The sequence below is a fragment of the Flavobacterium quisquiliarum genome (assembly GCF_019308285.1).
GTDB lineage: Bacteria > Bacteroidota > Bacteroidia > Flavobacteriales > Flavobacteriaceae > Flavobacterium > Flavobacterium quisquiliarum.
The window spans coordinates 144312-161139 of record NZ_WWEM01000037.1 but is presented as its reverse complement, the minus strand read 5'-3'; the positions used below and the strand labels follow the sequence as shown (position 1 = coordinate 161139).

16 protein-coding genes are annotated in these 16828 nt (G+C 29.1%); all 16 read right to left on the bottom strand.

Annotated features, from left to right (window positions below):
• Nucleotides 1-35: 35 nt before the first annotated feature.
• The 16 genes from GSY47_RS20295 to GSY47_RS20220 all read right to left on the bottom strand — a co-directional run bounded on the left by GSY47_RS20295 (nucleotide 36) and on the right by GSY47_RS20220 (nucleotide 16822).
• Complete coding sequence (locus GSY47_RS20295) at nucleotides 36-1436, bottom strand: glycosyltransferase family protein (RefSeq protein ID WP_179007796.1); 1401 nt, start codon at nucleotides 1434-1436, stop codon at nucleotides 36-38.
• A complete protein-coding gene (locus tag GSY47_RS20290) occupies nucleotides 1436-2317 on the bottom strand; it encodes a hypothetical protein (protein WP_179007794.1) in 882 nt (293 codons plus the stop codon). Before GSY47_RS20290 ends, GSY47_RS20295 begins: the two co-directional genes overlap by 1 nt.
• On the bottom strand, nucleotides 2317-3750 hold the full coding sequence (locus GSY47_RS20285) for an MBOAT family O-acyltransferase (RefSeq protein WP_179007792.1): 1434 nt from the start codon (nucleotides 3748-3750) through the stop codon (nucleotides 2317-2319). The genes GSY47_RS20290 and GSY47_RS20285 overlap by 1 nt, the downstream gene beginning before the upstream one ends.
• A 100-nt stretch (nucleotides 3751-3850) precedes the next feature.
• Nucleotides 3851-4549 (bottom strand): acylneuraminate cytidylyltransferase family protein, encoded by a 699-nt coding sequence (locus GSY47_RS20280; protein ID WP_179007789.1) that lies wholly within the window; start codon nucleotides 4547-4549, stop codon nucleotides 3851-3853.
• 1 nt (nucleotide 4550) lies between these two features.
• Complete coding sequence (gene neuC, locus GSY47_RS20275; RefSeq protein ID WP_179007788.1) at nucleotides 4551-5711, bottom strand: UDP-N-acetylglucosamine 2-epimerase; 1161 nt, start codon at nucleotides 5709-5711, stop codon at nucleotides 4551-4553.
• Entirely contained in the window at nucleotides 5708-6724 is a 1017-nt protein-coding gene (locus tag GSY47_RS20270; RefSeq protein ID WP_179007786.1) for an N-acetylneuraminate synthase family protein, read from the bottom strand. The genes neuC and GSY47_RS20270 overlap by 4 nt, the downstream gene beginning before the upstream one ends.
• Complete coding sequence (locus GSY47_RS20265; protein ID WP_179007784.1) at nucleotides 6715-7791, bottom strand: acyltransferase family protein; 1077 nt, start codon at nucleotides 7789-7791, stop codon at nucleotides 6715-6717. The genes GSY47_RS20270 and GSY47_RS20265 overlap by 10 nt, the downstream gene beginning before the upstream one ends.
• A gap of 3 nt (nucleotides 7792-7794) precedes the next feature.
• On the bottom strand, nucleotides 7795-8907 hold the full coding sequence (locus tag GSY47_RS20260) for a glycosyltransferase family 4 protein (RefSeq protein ID WP_179007782.1): 1113 nt from the start codon (nucleotides 8905-8907) through the stop codon (nucleotides 7795-7797).
• Nucleotides 8907-9935 carry a glycosyltransferase family A protein gene (locus GSY47_RS20255; RefSeq protein WP_179007780.1) on the bottom strand — a complete coding sequence of 343 codons (1029 nt, stop codon included), beginning with the start codon at nucleotides 9933-9935 and terminating at the stop codon, nucleotides 8907-8909. The genes GSY47_RS20260 and GSY47_RS20255 overlap by 1 nt, the downstream gene beginning before the upstream one ends.
• A 112-nt stretch (nucleotides 9936-10047) precedes the next feature.
• Entirely contained in the window at nucleotides 10048-10992 is a 945-nt protein-coding gene (locus GSY47_RS20250) for a beta-1,6-N-acetylglucosaminyltransferase (protein ID WP_219071518.1), read from the bottom strand.
• A 376-nt stretch (nucleotides 10993-11368) separates the two neighbouring features.
• Nucleotides 11369-12238, bottom strand: a complete 870-nt coding sequence (locus GSY47_RS20245; RefSeq protein WP_179007776.1) for a glycosyltransferase family 2 protein — start codon at nucleotides 12236-12238, stop codon at nucleotides 11369-11371.
• Nucleotides 12223-13011 (bottom strand): glycosyltransferase family 2 protein, encoded by a 789-nt coding sequence (locus GSY47_RS20240; RefSeq protein ID WP_179007774.1) that lies wholly within the window; start codon nucleotides 13009-13011, stop codon nucleotides 12223-12225. The genes GSY47_RS20245 and GSY47_RS20240 overlap by 16 nt, the downstream gene beginning before the upstream one ends.
• A gap of 49 nt (nucleotides 13012-13060) precedes the next feature.
• Nucleotides 13061-14281, bottom strand: coding sequence for a glycosyltransferase (locus tag GSY47_RS26390; RefSeq protein WP_179007772.1), 1221 nt, complete (start codon nucleotides 14279-14281; stop codon nucleotides 13061-13063).
• A 5-nt stretch (nucleotides 14282-14286) separates the two neighbouring features.
• Nucleotides 14287-15042 (bottom strand): glycosyltransferase, encoded by a 756-nt coding sequence (locus tag GSY47_RS20230; protein WP_179007770.1) that lies wholly within the window; start codon nucleotides 15040-15042, stop codon nucleotides 14287-14289.
• A gap of 6 nt (nucleotides 15043-15048) precedes the next feature.
• On the bottom strand, nucleotides 15049-15888 hold the full coding sequence (locus tag GSY47_RS20225; RefSeq protein ID WP_179007768.1) for a glycosyltransferase family 2 protein: 840 nt from the start codon (nucleotides 15886-15888) through the stop codon (nucleotides 15049-15051).
• Nucleotides 15881-16822, bottom strand: a complete 942-nt coding sequence (locus GSY47_RS20220; protein ID WP_179007766.1) for a glycosyltransferase family 2 protein — start codon at nucleotides 16820-16822, stop codon at nucleotides 15881-15883. The genes GSY47_RS20225 and GSY47_RS20220 overlap by 8 nt, the downstream gene beginning before the upstream one ends.
• Nucleotides 16823-16828: the final 6 nt, after the last annotated feature.

The window sequence follows — 16828 nt, the reverse complement described above, 5'->3', positions numbered from 1 at the left end:
TAGGACTTCAAGACTTCTTGGAAATCTTAATCATGTTATTCTTTTTTGATGAGTTTCTTTAATAACTCTGAAATATTCTTTGAAGCCCTTACATGTTCTGATCCTATAACCTCATTTGACCATTGCTTCAAACTTTCCATGGATTTCCAGCCTTTTTTATAAATGATTTTATCAATAATTTCTTCTCTGCTATTCAGCCATATAACTGCATTTGGATTTGGCATGCTTCTAAAATGCTGAAATTGATAAATAGTATTCACAGACCAGTTCTCGTTCTTTTTATTATTTTGATCATAATTAATAAAAACACAAGGTTTATCAAACTTTCCAAAATCAAAAGCCATTGTAGATCCAACATTCACTACTATATCTGAATAAAATGCAGTGCTTACTAATAATTTAACATCATCTATAGTTGGATAAACGGCACTCCATTCTTTGGATTTGCTAAAATACCATAATGGAGGAGCTTCTTTAATAAGATCTCTAAATTCTTCAACAACTTTATAATATCTTCCCGAGAAATCAACAGGGCATCTTCTAAATAATATTTGATATTGGTCTTGTAAACCTGCACTAACAATTTCTTGTGCAATATCTTTCAAATAATCTGGATCATCAGGAGATGTCTTTACGTCATCACCGGAGAAGCAAATTATTTTTTTATTTTGATCCAGATTATAATTTCTATAAAAAAAATCTCTCTCTAATATATTCTCCTCTTGATTATAAAATTCAAACTGAGGAGTTCCTGTGACATGAATATTTTCTTCTTGAATTTCAGGATAAAAGAAATTTAGCTCTTTTTTCATGTGTTCTGACCATAAAAAATAATTGTCTGCCTGTAGTGCCAAACGTGCTTTAGGAAGATTATCCCATGAATAAATTACTGTTGCGGTAGGAATTCCTAAATCGGCAGCAGCCCTAAAAATAGTTGCCGCTTTTAAAGCTCGTTGATGAGAACAAAATAGAAGAGAAGGCTGTACTTCTTTTAAAATACTTTTGACTTCTTTATAAAAATCATTTTCACGTAGCGCTTCCTGATATTTTTTTTCTAATTTTAAAATACTGGAATATTTTTTAAATCGCAGCGCTAAGAATTCAATGAATTTATAAAATACTTTTTTGGATATCGCTTTATGATTCCGATTCCAGTTGGTTAATAGTGTTGGATTATTAACTATCGAATTATTGTAATATAATCTCGAAAGACAGATTAATTCACGCAGAAATTTTTCTTTTTTAGATTCTTTGTATTCAGGAATCGAAATGTCTTCGTCTATTACGGTATTTTTCCCGATTTCTTTTATTGTTTCCAAGTCAAAATTATGAAATAGGACTAAATCCTTATCCAAATCCTGAAACGTATTTGAATAGAGATAATTTCTAATTCCTACTCCATCTGGAAACAGTAATAACAGCTTTTCCTTTTTCATTATTTCTTAAAAAAATCTGTTACAATTTTTGCGGTAAAAATTTTCGCTCCAGCATCATTCATATGTCCGCAAGAAGAAAAGTATTTATCTTCCTTTACTACATTCTCATAATTATAAATTTCAGGATATAGTTTTTGTACTTTTTCGAAATAATTCATCCCTTTCACATTTTCACACATTGGTGTCATTATCGCAATAAAATTGATGTTATGTATTTTACAAAGTTTTTCTATTTCTTCGTAATATTTATTGTGTTTTAAAGGATTAAGATTGACAATATTGTTTTTCATATTGCCATTTTTATGCTTCTGTAAAGGATAATAACCTGAATTGTCTAAACTATTTGTTTTGTCATCTCTTATTATTTTACAAACTTCTCTAAATCCAATTTTATTGTCATATTTTATGTACCTGTAAAACGGAATATAATACAATTCATTAAAATCCTTTTCGTTAAAAAAATGATTCTTTATAATTTCTGAATTATGAATATAAGGAAGAAACTTCGCAGAAACACCTTCTGATTGATGATCATTTGACAAATTTAAATCGGCTTCTAGAATAACATTCTTAATTTCATATTTTCTTTCAATCATTAATTTTAGCATCAAAGAAGCTTCAAATAAATGACCTCCACTCATTCCATAATTAAATGTTTTTAATCCTCTCTTTTCAAATATTTGAGGAACAAAATGATTGTTGGCTCTTGAAGAACCTAGAATAACAACATCATACTTTTGTGCATTGGAATTAAAAACTTGTTCTATTTTCCCTCTATTATGAGATTGCAAAAAAATATAAGTATATAATCCATCTAATATAAATGCTATTAATACTGTTATTAAAAAAATCTTTACGATGTAAATCAAAAACCTCTTCATTAGAATTGAAAGTATATAAATTCTTTATAATCCGAAAAAGTCCCAAACGCCATTATTGCTAAAATTGCTAAAGCGGTTTTCAACATGCTCATTTTTCCTGAAAGCGGTTCTACTTTAGTACGATTATTCCATTCTATCAAAACAAATACTCCAATCATTAACAATAATTCATAACTGTAACGTTCATTGTCGAGGTACTGAAAACTAAAGTCTTTATTGGTTACAATACGTTTTAAATACAAAATTGCATCGGTTATTGTTCTAGCTCTAAAGAAAACCCATGCTATGCAGGTTAAAAGAAATGTATATAATATACTGCTAAACACCTTAATCGAATCAAAATTAAATTTCAACTGAATTGCATCCATATTATTTCGATTGCTGTTTGATAAAAGTAATGGCAAAAAGTAGACAGCATTTATAAATCCCCAGGCAATATAAGTCCAATTGGCTCCATGCCAAAAACCACTGACTACAAAAATGATAAAGGTATTTCTAATTTTCATCCATAATCCGCCTTTGCTTCCTCCCAATGGTATATACAAATAGTCTCGAAACCATGATGAAAGTGAAATATGCCAGCGGCGCCAAAACTCGGCTATGTCTCTTGAAAAATAGGGATAATTAAAGTTTCGCAATAGATCTAATCCAAACAATTTTGAAACTCCTAAAGCAATATCTGAATATCCAGAAAAATCTCCATAAATCTGAAAAGCAAAGTAAATTGCTCCCAATATAAGCGAGAAAGAATTCATTGAAGTATAGTTATCAAAAATGGCATTAGCATAAGGTGCGCAGGTATCTGCTATAACAACTTTTTTTACTAATCCCCAAACTATTTGATAAACTCCTTCTTTTGCAGTTTGAAAATTAAATTCTCTTTTAACTTTTACTTGCGGTAATAAATGTGTTGCTCTTTCTATTGGCCCAGCAACTAAAAGGGGGAAATAACTAACAAATAGGGAATAATCTACAAAATTGTATTCGGCTTTTATACGTTTATAATAAATATCAATTACATAGGATAGACCGTGAAAAGTATAAAATGAAATTCCGACTGGAAGAATAACATTCAGTAAAATTGGACTTGCTTTAAATCCTGCTGAAGTCAATAATTCGGCAAACGAAGAGGCAAAGAAATTATAGTATTTAAATAATCCTAAAAAACCAAGATTTACCAAAATACTCAGCCAAAACCAAAATTTCCTGCTTTTTTCTGATTTGCCTTTTTCTATCTGAATTCCTGTGTAATAATCTAGAAAGGTTGAAAAAACTAACAAAAAGAGAAATCTCCAATCCCAGCAAGAATAGAAATAATAACTGGCAATAATTAACAAAGCATTTTGTGTGCTTTTGTTTTTATTAAAAACAAACCAATACAAAAAGAATACTATTGGCAGAAAAATAGCAAAAGCTATAGAGTTAAAAAACATAAGGGACTAAAAAATATTGTTTTAGAAAGCGCAAAGAAAAGGATAATTCTTTAAACTTAAATTTCCTTGTTTTATAAATGAATTAAACTTTGTAAAATAACTATTTCAATTTATGGCTGGTAATTTCTTCTGCCTTTTTCCAATCATCTATTGTATCAATATTTACATAAAATTCTGGATCTGATTCGATAAAAGCTGTACTTTTTCCATACAAAGAGTGTTGTTGCAAAAGAACTTCTGACTTTGTTATATAAATGCTTCCATCTCTATGGTAAGCTATAGGCAATTCTTGTCTTCTGGTAATAATTTCATTATCTCCAGCTGCATTCTTAAGATTCCCTTCTTCATCAATTTTAAATGTCCAATGTGGATTATAAACATGTGGAACCTTTAGAACTGAAACTAGAGAATCTGTATTTTTTTCAATAAATTTTTCAATCGCTTGATCTAAAAAATCAACGGTTCTAAAAGGGCAAGTAGCTTGTAAAATACAAACAGCATCAAAAAAAATGGACCGCTCTTTATACCATTTCAATGCATGTATGATAACCTCAACGGTTGGAGTATCGTCTGCCGCCAATAGTGCTGGTCTTATAAACGGCACTTCGATTCCTAATTTTTCTGCAACTTCAACAATTCGTTCGTCATCAGTTGAAACAATAACATTTGTTAAATATTTTGATTTTAAAGTAATCTCAGAAGTATAAGCTAACAGGGGTTTACCACCCAATAATTTGATGTTCTTACCAGGTACACCTTTAGATCCTCCTCGGGCTGGAATAATTGCTAAAATTTTCATATCAGTATACAATAGTTTTATGAAATTGTAAAGGTACATCAGCTAATAAATCAGCAATTTTTTTTCCTGCACTTCCATTTCCATAAATAAAAGATGGTGATGTTGATCCTTTTTGAACAGCCGTAATTATAGCTTCTTCAATTTCTTGTTGCGAATAATTAACGTCAACACTATTCCCTCCGCGGTCTCTTCTATTTTGTCGGGAACCAATATTCACAACTGGTATTCCTAAAAATGCACATTCACGTATTCCTACACTAGAATTCCCGATTAAACAATCACTATGCATTAATAACTCTAGAAAATCTTTCCCTTCCATATTCTTAAAGAAATGCACATTTGGCAACTGGTGCTGTTCTCTAAAAGCTCTAATTCCTGTAGAAGTTCCATCTGCTCCAGCATCTACATTTGGCCAAAACCAGAGAGTAGTTTTGTTCAATTTATAGATTGCTTCAAGGGTTACTTCTATATGTTTTCTAGAATCTTTATACTCATTGGTTACAGGATGCTGCATTACAACCAAATATCCTTTTGCTAAATCAGGTCTCGCTCCTACTCCTCCGTATTTTTCATAAGGATCAAATGAAAGTTGTTTACTATTTAATATATCTGAAGCCAAATCTATTGAAGGACACCCTGTATTGAAAACCATTTTCGAATCTTCGCCCAACTTTATAACTCTTTCTTTTGCACTTTCAGAAGCTACAAAATGGTAATCTGCCAGTTTAGTGATGGCATGGCGTACTTTTTCATCTATGTTGCCCGTTACTTCACCTCCTTGAATGTGCGCCAAAGGAATATTCATATAAGAAGCTGCAATTGCAGTTGCCATAGTTTCGAATCTATCTGCCACAGTAACCACAATATCAGGTTTCAAATTATCAAAGACACTAGATAATTCTAAAATTCCAATCCCTGTTGTTTTAGCCGCAGCTGCCAAATTTTCTCCTTCAAGAACATTAAAAACCTTTGCTGCTATTTTAAAACCATCTTTTTCAATATAATTAACTGCAGAGCCATATCTGTCTAATAGTGCTGATGCCGCAACTATTAATTTTAATTCTAAATCAGGATGCTGATTAATAGCCTCCAAGACTGTTTTAACGCGGCTATATGATGGACGTGCTGTAACTACGACAGCTATTACTCTTTTTTGACTCATTTTAAATCTTCTTCATTTAAAAAATCCCATTGTTTCATATCAGAGTTAAGAACTTTTCCAATAACATCTTTATAATTACTTGCCAAAATACCATATCCTTTGGGTTTCTTTGCTTCCAAATCCTCAAATTTTAAAATGTGATTTTTTGGCAAATCTTTATTAATCGCTAGGGATTTTTCAAAAATTTGTTTTAAACCTGCTACAGAATCAACATTGTTTTTATCTACAGGATGTGCCAGTGATTTAGCAATATTTTTAATAGCTTGTACTAATTCTTTCGTTTCGTTAATCGTCAATGAAGCTTTTGAATCTGGACCAAAAAGCCCTCTATCAAAAACTACATGAAATTCTAAAATAGAAGCTCCTAATGCCGTTGCTGCAATACAGGTTTCTTTTTTAGCAGAATGATCTGAAAAACCTACCGGAACTTCATAACGTTTTTTTAATTCTGAAATGACATTTAAACCATACTGTTCTGGTTCTGTCGGATAGGCTGTCATACATTGTAAAATTGAAAAAGCCACATTTTTTTCTTTTAAAAAAGCTACTGTGGCATCCAGTTCTGTATATGAACTCATTCCTGAAGATATAATTACCGGTTTTCCTGTCTTAGCTATTTTTTCTAAAATCAAAAAATTATTTACTTCTCCTGATCCAATTTTATAACAGCTAACTCCTACTTCTTCCAACCAATCAACTGCCATATTGCTAAATGGAGAACATATAAAATCCAGACCAACTTTATCACAGTATTTTTTTATTTCTTTCCATTGCTCTAATGAAAACCCCATTCTTTTCCAATAATCAAAACGAGTCTTATCTTCTAAAGAAAACTGAACTCTAAAAGGTTCAAACTCGCTGCTTTCGGCTTCCGCAATATGCATCTGAAATTTTACGGCATCGGCACCAGTTTGTGCTACAGCATCGATATAAGAATATAATATTCCTAAACTGCCATCATGAGCTTGACCAATTTCTGCAATTATATATAGGATAGGTTCTTTTAAATACATTTTATACTTTTCTCATTTTCATTTGTAAATTCTAAAAAATTCCTTTTGGATTTCATTCTGTTTCTAAGCGGTTTTTCTACGAAAACGTATAGAAAAGCAGAAACCACAATCAACAGAATCAATCTTAAAAGGAAAACGATTGTCGGATCGGAAATATTAAAATATTTATTAACACTATAAGCACTTATAAGAGAATAAATGGGATGTTGTAAGATATAAATACCATAACTTATTTCACCTAAAAAAACAAATGCCTTTTTCTTAAACATTTTAGTAATTAAACCATTATTAATAGAAATTAAAATGATTAGAGGAACAAAAAACACTGCTAGTAAACCATTATGAAAGTGCAATCCTATTGGAAATTTCAATGACAAAGCCACTAGTCCAAAAAGTACTAAAATAAAAAAATCATAATTCGCTTTTTTATCCTTAAGATATTTAACGAAAAACAATCCCGCCAGATTTCCTATTAGAAATTCATTTAAATGCATTATAGGATTTCCATTTAGGAGAAGATATTTGTTATCAATTTTATAATCAAAAAATAAATGGTATACTATCTGGCTCAAGATCCAAAATGAAATAATATACACTGCGAGACTTTTAAAACTTATTCTTTTAAATAACTTGTTAAAAAGAAAAGGGAACAGCAAATAAAAAATAAGTTCTACCGATAGTGACCAGCCAGGAGGATTAATCGACAACATTTTGCTAGGAACCCAAGATTGAATCATTAAAATATTTAATACTAGACCTAAAAGGTCTATTTCTCTCAAACGTATCTGCAATATAAAAACTATTAAGATTGCTAAAAAATACAGTGGATAAATTCTTGCAAATCTATTTAAGTAGTATTCTTTACTAGAAATTTCTGAGCGATGTGAATAAGCCGCTATCATAACAAAACCTGACAGAATAAAAAAATAGCTTACAAACACACTCGCATTAAAAAAAATATATTCCACATATTTATTATTAAATAAAAAGCTTTTCTTTCCATAATGAAATATAACAATTGTAATTGCTGCTAAAAATCGGGTAAAGGTTAATTGCTCTATTCTCATAAATTATAATTGTTTTTTCTGAAGTCTATTTTTAGCAGTCATAATAATTTTATTCATTTCGTCATTCCAACTTTCCATTGAATACAATTGAGGATGCAGTTCTGGTATTTCGAATTTTCCGTTCAAAAAATCATTAATCGCATCTTTCCATTCAGAAACAAAATTAGGTTTTTCTATTAATTTACCTAATTGTCCATATTGCAATACTTCCGGAACTCCACCCATTGCAGATGCTATACAATATGCTCCACAATGTAAAGCCTCCACTAAGCTAAGTCCAAAGCCTTCTTGCCATAATGTTGGGAAAAGATAACAATCAGCCGATTGATAATATTGAGGAAGATCATCATTCGGTATTTTCCCTAAAAATAAAACATCATCCATTTCCTCGCGAGGATCAATACCAATAACAACCAAAATGCAATTTTTATTCTGACTATAGACTTGCTGCCACACATCCAATATTAAATGCAATCCTTTTTTTGGACGATCTTGAGAACACCATACAAAGACTTTTTTCCCTTCAAACCCTAACTGTTGTTTGAGTATTAATTTTTCTGAATTAGATATTTTATGAAATTTATTTGTATTGATACCATTCGGAAGAACCGAAACATAGCTCTGCAAAACATTAAGCTGTTTTTTATGAACTTTATAACTATCATTAGTCAATAAAATGAGTTCATCAATAATTCCATAAAGATCTCTTTCTGAATCTTTTTGACTATAAGGTAAATATCCATGATAAAAGAATTGAATGTAACATTTATCAATAATTCCCTTTGATGAGAGATAATTCACAAGAGGTCTAACCATCCCGTAGTTATCAATTACTTGAATAATATATCTTTCATTTGGAGAGATTACTTTATCAAGAGCCATTAAAAAATCAATGTTTTTTTGTTTTAGAAACTTTCTTCTTAATTTATTTAAAAAAGAAAAATTGACAAAACTATACTTAATACCTTTAAAGACATTTTTAGGTTTAGGACAAACTATATAATCGATTTTATGCTCTTTTTCTAAATAGTTTCTATACAGCGTAGTCCAACTTCCAATTTTAGAATAAGGAAGAGGGACTTGTGAAAGAAGAATTACTTTTGTAGAACTGCCCATTATTTTTGAATATAACTTGTCGCTTCTTTTTTACTTAAACCTTTAAATATCAAACAATAATACCATATTTTTTTTCTTGTAATAATTCTAAAAAATAACTTGGTTTCAAAAAAATACCTTATTTTCGAAAATCGATTCTTTTTTAATACAATTGGCGACTCTGGGAAAAAATTATTTGGTCCAATCTGTTCCAAAGTATCACTCATCCATTTTTCTCCTACATTTCCCAAATGATATGCAAAATTATCTTCGGTTGATAATCTCCACATTCCTTTTCGGACTACGGGAACATCCAAAAATTTGCTAACGCTCTTCCCGCCAAGCATAAAATTCGAATATTTAATATTATTTTTTTCGAAAACTTCTTTCCTGTACGTGGCAATAAAATGCCCAGCCCCGACAACTGCCCTAATATTTTTGTTAGAAACCGTGAGATACTTCTCTAGATGAATTTCATTGTAAAAATCTGGATTTTCAATACTAGCGGCAAAAGCTTTTAATGCCTTTGGATTTTTTACTTTAGAAAAAAACAGGGATTTTGAAAAAAATAAATCAAACCAAATATTTGAAGTATGATTTTTTAAAGAACGTGAAGAAGGAGTTGGACAAACCGCCCCAGTTTTTGGAAAAGCATCAAAAACCTTGTAGGTCTCAACCTGCCAATTATCTAAAAACAAAACATCACAATCAGAAACTGTAATAAAAGAAAAATCATGCCCAGAAATTCCTTTTATAACAGCATTGATTTTTCCTATATTACTAGTATGAATGACCTCTTGTATTTTCCCTCTTTGATGTAACTCATTTAAATAATCGACTACTTCAATACAACTTCCATTATTAACTGCAGTTACAAAAGTTTTAGGATGTATAGTACTAAATAAAGATTCCATACAATATTTTAGAATCTGGAAACTGTCCTTAAAATATCCCTCGTTATTGGGAATATAGACAGGAATAATCACTTGATGGAAAAAGCCACCTGATTTCGTGTGTTTATCTTTATTAGGATTAAGCCCTACTCGCATTTTATGTTTTTTTCTTTATTTCTCTATTACAAACCTTTATATACTTTACAGTATATTTATCAAAAGTTTCTACATTAGATGAAAATAAATCAGTTTTACAATAAATTTTTATTCAAATATGAGAATGAATGGCATCTATTTTTGTTAAAATGTCCTCATCGATGGTACTATCGAATTTTCTTGCAAATAGTTTTGATTCAGGTTGTGAAATTAACTCATCAAAATCCAATGAAGTGAATGTGACTGGTAAATCACATTCTTTTTTTTCCCAATTAATATATGTAACAAGTGGCATAATAGTTATTCCTTTTTCTTTTTCAATTAAATGCATAACAATTGATTGATAAAACATTTCATCTGGCAATAATGAATAAGTATGATATTCTACAAAATCAGGATGTTCATCAACAAAAGCAATAATTTTCTTCACTGTATCTAGCGTCAAAGCCCACCATTGACTTCCTCCATAGGGTTTAATATAATTCGGATATCTTCGTTTGTTAAAAATTTTAAACCTAAAATCAAATCGACCTGCTTTAATTAGGGTATATATTTTTCTAAAATTCTTTTTAGAAAAAAAATCAGAATCCAAAACTGAACCAATTAATATAAAATGCCCTTTTCTACTAGATAGGTTAAACTTATATTTTATAATTCTATCTGTTGACCAATATTTTGCTGGCAAAGGAAAAACATCAATAAAATCATTTCCGGAATTTGATTTTAAGTACCGCTGAATATCATTATTAGATTTAATTGGGTAATCTTGACCACTCATAAGAACACAATAACCACTTTTTTCATCTTGTACTATTTGTTTTAATGCATTTAGAGTAGCAATAACAATCCCTAAATCTCCCCAAATTCCTTCTCGTCTTTCAGTAACAAAACTCACATTAGATAAATCAGACAATTCATTTAAAAATGGATCAATTGGAACGTTTTTATCAATGTGTATATAAAAACAGGATTCAGGAGTTGCCAATTTCTCAATCAATCTCCTTATCTGTTTTGGATATCTATGGGCTAGTATAATATAATTTATTTCAATATTCATTGATCAACTATCAATTAAATTTTTACTTATTCAAATTGTAAGTTCACATGCACGAATAAGAGTAAAAGCATATCCTTCAAGAAAAAAATTAGTTCCTTCTCTACATTCAAAATTTGAAGATTGAGATGCAAATATTTCTTTTCTGCACCTTCCTCATCTATTTTCAGAATATCAATATAATTAAAATTATTCTGCATGCGTACATCGTTAATAGTATATGCTTGTAAAGAATACTCTTTACTGGATTCGTCAACTTTATATGATTAATCAGACTTATTCTGAAATTATTAAGTTACATTGATTCCCATATTTCTTAGTAAAAATTTAAGGTTATTGTATTTTTAATTTCGTCGTTTCTGATTTTTAGCCCTATGAATTAATCCTTAAGATATAATTTAAACAAATAATTAATTCTAATCCAAATTTCAATTTTTCTAATTTTTATCGGATTTTTTTTATGTATCATATTCCATCGTCTAAGATGGCTTTCTAGTAGTTTAATCTTAATCAGATAATATACAAATGGATTTTTGATTCCCATTTTTTTAAAATTATCGAACATCTTTTTTTCGATACCAATATATTTTTCTTTCTGAAGTGAAAGTCGCTCCTGATCATTATATTCTCTGTAGAAAGCCAACGGTTCGTTAATGTAAAACAATTTGTGTCTGTAAAACATACGTTGATAAAAATCAACATCTTCACCCACTTTAATACTCTCGTCAAATAATAAATCAGGCTGAAAAACTTCTTTCCTAATTAAAGGAGTTGGTGATTTAACAACCCATGTTCCTAATGCATTCCAAAAAACATATCCTGAACGTTTATTTATTTTATTAAAAGATGCTCCATAATTTTTTCCTGTATAAATACCATTTTCATCTACAACTTTAACTGAAGAATGAACACAATCAACCTTAGAATTTTCAAGTAATACCTTTACCTGTTTTTCAATTTTTGATTTTTCCCAAAAATCATCATCATCAAGAAAAGCGATGTATTCTCCTTTTGCATAATTTATTCCATAGTTTCTTGCTGATGATAATCCTCCGTTTTCTTTACTCACATATTTACATAATGAATATTTTTCACAAATAGGAGCTGCATAATTTATATCCGAACCATCATCAACAACAATTATTTCTAAATTTCTATAAGTCTGAAACGAGACACTTTTTATTGCTGTTTCTAAATAGGTTTCTCTATTGTATGTGGTTATAATGACACTTACTAACGGATAGTGCATATTTTTTTAACTTTATTTGAAATTCGTTTAATTATCCCAGATATTGTCTGTTTTTTAATTTCATTCAATTGGCGTCTCATCTCAATCATTTCTTTATAATCTTCGAAATATATACCATAATTTTCTCTAAACATTTTTTCCTTTTCTAGCTCCTGCTTTTCTTTATATAGAGAATTATTACTGACTCCGGATAAATCATAAATCGTCAAAGAGAAGTTTATATGTTTAAAAACAAATTGGTTACTTAAAAAACATTTTATAAAAAAAGCTCTATCAGCAACTATACTGTAATGTTCCTCATACATTCCCATCTTATCAAAAATATCCTTTTTAAAAAGAGTGCTTTGATGAGGCAAAGAAGTCCGAATAAAAAACAAGGGACTAAGTTTATCTGGAAAGATTTTTTCTCCATTTTCAAATTGGTAATCTCCATATATAACATCCCCTTCGAAGTCTCTATGATTTATAAAATCGCTAAGAGCATTAGCCCCATTTAAAACATCTCCACTGTTTAAAAATAATAGATATTCTCCTTTGGATACTCTAATTCCTTTATTCATTGCATTATAAATACCAGTATCTTTTTCACTTTGGTAAAAATCAATATTCGAAAGATATTGATTAGCAATATTTTTACTATTATCGTTTGAATCACCATCAATAACTATATATTCAAAATTTGAGAAAATTTGAGAAATAACAGATTTTATAGTTTTCTCTAAACCATCTGCATTGTTGTAATTAATAGTAATAATTGATAGTAATGGTCTCATTTAAGAATTTATTATATTATTCAAATTTTTCATAAATGGCATATCATTTTCATAGAAGCTTCTCATAAACATTCTTATAAGAACTTGCTTGTTCTTTATAGTTAAAATTATTCTCAGCATATTTTTGTATGGTTATCTCATCATAATTTTTTCTTTCATTATAAAACTTTTTCACAGCATTTGCCAAAGATAATCCTGTTATTTCTTGCGCCAAAACACCAGTTACCCCATCAATAACATGTTCAGCAATTCCTCCAACATTAAAACCAATTAACGCTGTACCTGAAGCAAAAGATTCAAGCATAACATTTGGCAAATTATCTTCTCGACTTGGTAAAATAAAAACATTTGCCAGATTATAATAATCTGCCATCTTAGATGTTGAATTTATTTCTCCTAAAGCTAGAATTTTCAAATTCTTTTGAGGTTGAATATTATCTTTTCCAATTACTAAAAGTGTAATCTTTATGTCTTGAATATAAAATAGGGCTTCTTCCAATAAGTCAAATCCTTTCCTGTAATTTCTCAAGCTGTCAGAAACAAAAAGCATAATAAACTCATCTGGATCAATATTGTAATTTTTTCTAAGTAAAGTTTTATTACGTTTAAAATTCTCAGATTTGATTCCATTCGAAATCTTTTTTATGTCGAAATGGTCAAAAACATTATTTTTTTTTACTTCATTCAATAACCACTTTGAAGGAACAATTATAGTTCCCTTTTTAATTGATTTTATAGCATTTTTCTTTACTATTTTTACCTTACTATCAAGATTATCTGCAATTTGAAAATTTCTTAATTCATCATTTTTATAGTGAAACAATCCTTGAAATGGATTCATATCATGTAAAGTCCAAACAATAGGTTTTTCACATTTCTTGAAAAAATCAGAATAATCTATTAAACCAGCCAGCCAATGTAAGTTGATAATATCTGCTTCTTTTACTAACGGATGTTCGTAAAGTTTATAAACACTAAAGGGCAGACTAGCAATCTCACAATTTAATTCATCTTTTATTATATGAAAATGTTTAAATATTTTTTGTCGATTAGTAAAAATGAAATACTTGTGAATTTTATTTATTATTTTCTTTAATAATGTTGGTTTCCTATATGAGAAAAAATCATCTTTTACGCTTTCATTACTAAAATTAATAGTAAGATTTGTAGACAAATAACCTGATTCTATCCCTTCTTGACACAAGGCTTCATGCAAACGTAAAGCAGCTATTCCTGCACCTCCTTTAGAGGAAAATGTTATATGGAGCACCTTCATTAAAGTTTTATCTTTTGTTTAATTGAATGATAAATTTTTCTTGAAAATTCTTTGCCATAACGTTTAAAATAAGAATAGGAATAATTGTAAAAAATAAAATCAATGATAACATCAATTAAATTTTTAAATAATTGTAAAAATTCCGGTTCCTCCCTTTTTTTCCATGAATGTTCCCATAAATGGACAGCATAAGTTTCTGACACAATAAATGATTTATAATCTTCTATTCTTTTTTCATATGGAAGTGGATAAAAAAAAGATGGCGCTAGTATTATTTCGTTTTCAATAACACTTGTTCTATTAATTAATGAGCAAAAAGTATGAGTAATTACTGGTAATGAAAAGACATTAAACTCTGTTCGATCATAAAAATCAATCATTTCTTTTAAAAAACGATGATTTGGAACAGCTCCAAATATGGCAAAATTAGTACGCCCTTCAATTTCTTCACCAATAAAAAAATCATATTTAAGCAAATCATTAAGAGGTTTTATCAAAAAAATATCAGTATCCAAATAAACACCTCCTTGTTCATGAAGAACCTTAGCTCTGATATAATCGGCGGCGAAAGCATACTTTTTTTTTCTTAAAGCATTTTTGTAAAATGGATTAGAATATTTTGTTGTATTGAATTCATTCCACATTATAATTTCAAAATCTGGGCAGTGTAGTTTCCATGATACTAAACAATCCTGAAATACCTTTGATTTTGCTTCTTTTCCAAACCAGCAATAATGTATTTTTTTTGTAATCATCAAAAGTTACTTAAGAATGTTTTTTAGTTTTTCTTTTGAAAATAAAAAAATGTAAGTTCTTAGAATTAAAGAAAAAACTTTTTTACCTCGTTTAGATTTTTCTATTTCCGTTAACATTCTGAATCTATTTGTTTCCAAAGTTCTATTATAATTTCGTAACCTTAAATAATCTGTATAATAAAGAGAAAATTCATTTTTTAATACCTTCTCTCTTTCTTCTTTTCTAATACGCGTACCTTCGGCGGTGGAACTTACTCCTCCAAAATAAAAAGAGGACAAAACATTATGAACACATTTGTAAGTAGCTCCTGAAGCTATTGCGTTAATAAAAAACTTCCAATCTGAAACAATTTTTAATGTTTCATCATATAAACCTATTTTTTTAAATAAATTTCTTTTTATAAAAACTGATTGATGTGCGAATGTTTCTTCAAATAAAAATGAAAAATGTAATTCGTCAGGATGCTTAAAAATATAATCTTTACCAAATCCAGAAAAATGAATATCAAAAACTATGATGTCATAAATATCTATATATTCTAAATTATTTGTTAGAACGTTTTTATTGTAAAAATGATCTCCACTATTTAAAAAAAGTAGATATTCGCCAGTTGCAATTTTGATTCCTTTATTAAGAGCGTTATATATTCCATTATCTTTTTCCGAAACCCATTTACTTATATATCCATCATATTCTTTTATAATCTCAACACTTTGGTCTGACGAACCACCATCAATAACGATATATTCCAGATCAGAAAAATTTTGAGCCTTAACGCTTTCAATAGTCTTTCTAAGTCCGTCTGCATTATTATAGTTGATAGTTATGATAGAAATCTTAGGCATATTGTTTTCTGAATCTTTTTTTAATCTGAAGAATACTTATTATAAAATCCATAAAAAATAAATATGTTTCTTTTTTATAATAATTTAAAATTTTTAATGTTTTAAAAAAATAGAGTACTCTAGTTTTTGTTTTAATATCATTAGAAAATACAAATCCTTTGACCTGTAAAAACATTTTCATTTTCAGGTAAGAAGAATATCTTTTTTTGTAAATAGGATATTTATATAAAGCTTCTGTTCTTTTATACATTATTAAATTAAACTTTGCTTCTTTTCTGCCTGACCAGATCCCTCCAGAGTGGAATCGATAATTTGCTCCATTAAAATTTAAAAAATATAGTAATCCTTTTTCAGTTATCACAATGTCTAATAATTCATCGCAAAGTACTGGGACCAAAACCTTAGGCAAATCTTGAAGAACTTCACTTTTAAAAAGAAGCGTGCAGGTCGCATAAGAAGATCCTAAAATAGTAAGGCACTCCTTTTGATTGTAACGAACTAAGTCGGATACGTGTGAATTATAAATTTCATTAATTATTTTTCCTTCTTCATCTATTAAGGATGCATGATGAAAACATCCTGAAGCCTGTTTATTAGCTTCTAAAAAATCTACTTGTTTTTGTAGTTTTAATGGATCCGTCCAATAGTCATCACCCTCGCACATTGCAATATATTTTCCTTTGCTAGATTCTAAAGAAAATTTAAAATTTTGCATCATTCCTATATTAGTCTCGTGTTTTATATATTTTATCCAGCTACCCCGAGGATGATTTTGTACAATTGAAATTACAATCTCATCTGTTTTATCTGGGGAGGCATCATTAGCAATAATTAATTCTAAATCAAAATCAACTTCTTGCATAAGGACTCCCTTTATTGCTTCTTCAATAAATTTTTCGTGACCATAAGTGATCATGCAAACACTAACTTTCAAATCAGA